Below are 896 nucleotides of genomic sequence, written 5' to 3' on the forward strand. Positions count from 1 at the left end.
GGGTGTCAACAGTGTCGACTTGATGCCTTGTTACCAGGCTGTGCATAAGGATAGTGTGTCGGCAAGTGCTGACTCTCGCCTTGAAATGTTGAAGCTGGCGACAGCTCATGACTCGTGTTTGAATGTTGATGAGCGAGAGATTCGGCGGGGTTGTCCAAGTTATACCATTGAATCAGTTCGCGAGAAGCGTCAAGAGCTTGGTGATCAGGCCTTGAGTATCGTCATGGGGACTGATGCTGCGCGAGGTTTAAGAACCTGGCGTCAGGCAGAGCAGCTATCAAAGCAGACGCATATTGTTGTTGTAAAGCGCCCGGGTGAACTTGAAGGCGATATAAAGCAATGTCTGGAGCAACTTGGCTTTGAATGGGTTATGTCTGCCAATTACTTGCATGAGCAGCCGGGCGGCTTAGCTTTGATGCTTGATTTGACGCAGTTAGATATCTCTAGCACTGCCATTCGTGAAGCGGTCAGGAAAAATAAAAGCATTCGTTACCTTGTGATAGGTGCGGTTGAAGACTATATCTGTGATAATGCGCTTTATCGAGAGTGAGTTGCTGTTTTGAAACGCTGTTTCAGAGCAGGCAAAATTAACCAAATGGGGAACACAAAGAACGTATGCAAACTGAAGAATTGAAAACTGTAGTGGTCGAGGCTTTAGAGGATCTTAAAGCTGATAATATCTGTGTGCTGGATGTTAAAGATAAAACTAGCGTCACAGACTATATGGTGATCGCTTCAGGGACTTCGAGCAGACACGTTAAGTCTCTTGCAGAAAATTTGGTTTCCGAAGTAAAAGATAAAGGCGGACGGCCTTTAGGTATTGAAGGTGCTGATGGCAGTGACTGGGTTTTGGTTGATCTGGGCGAGGTTGTCGTTCATGTGATGCTTCCCGCTTC

2 protein-coding genes are annotated in these 896 nt (G+C 46.4%); both read left to right on the forward strand.

Going from position 1 to position 896, the window contains the following annotated elements:
- Positions 1–550: nicotinate (nicotinamide) nucleotide adenylyltransferase (gene nadD, locus A3757_RS00650; RefSeq protein ID WP_068738970.1), on the forward strand; the 550-nt coding region annotated here is incomplete at its 5' end.
- A gap of 65 nt (positions 551–615) precedes the next feature.
- The coding region (gene rsfS, locus A3757_RS00655) for a ribosome silencing factor (protein WP_068738973.1) at positions 616–896 on the forward strand (281 nt) is incomplete at its 3' end.

The organism is Oleiphilus sp. HI0117 (assembly GCF_001635235.1).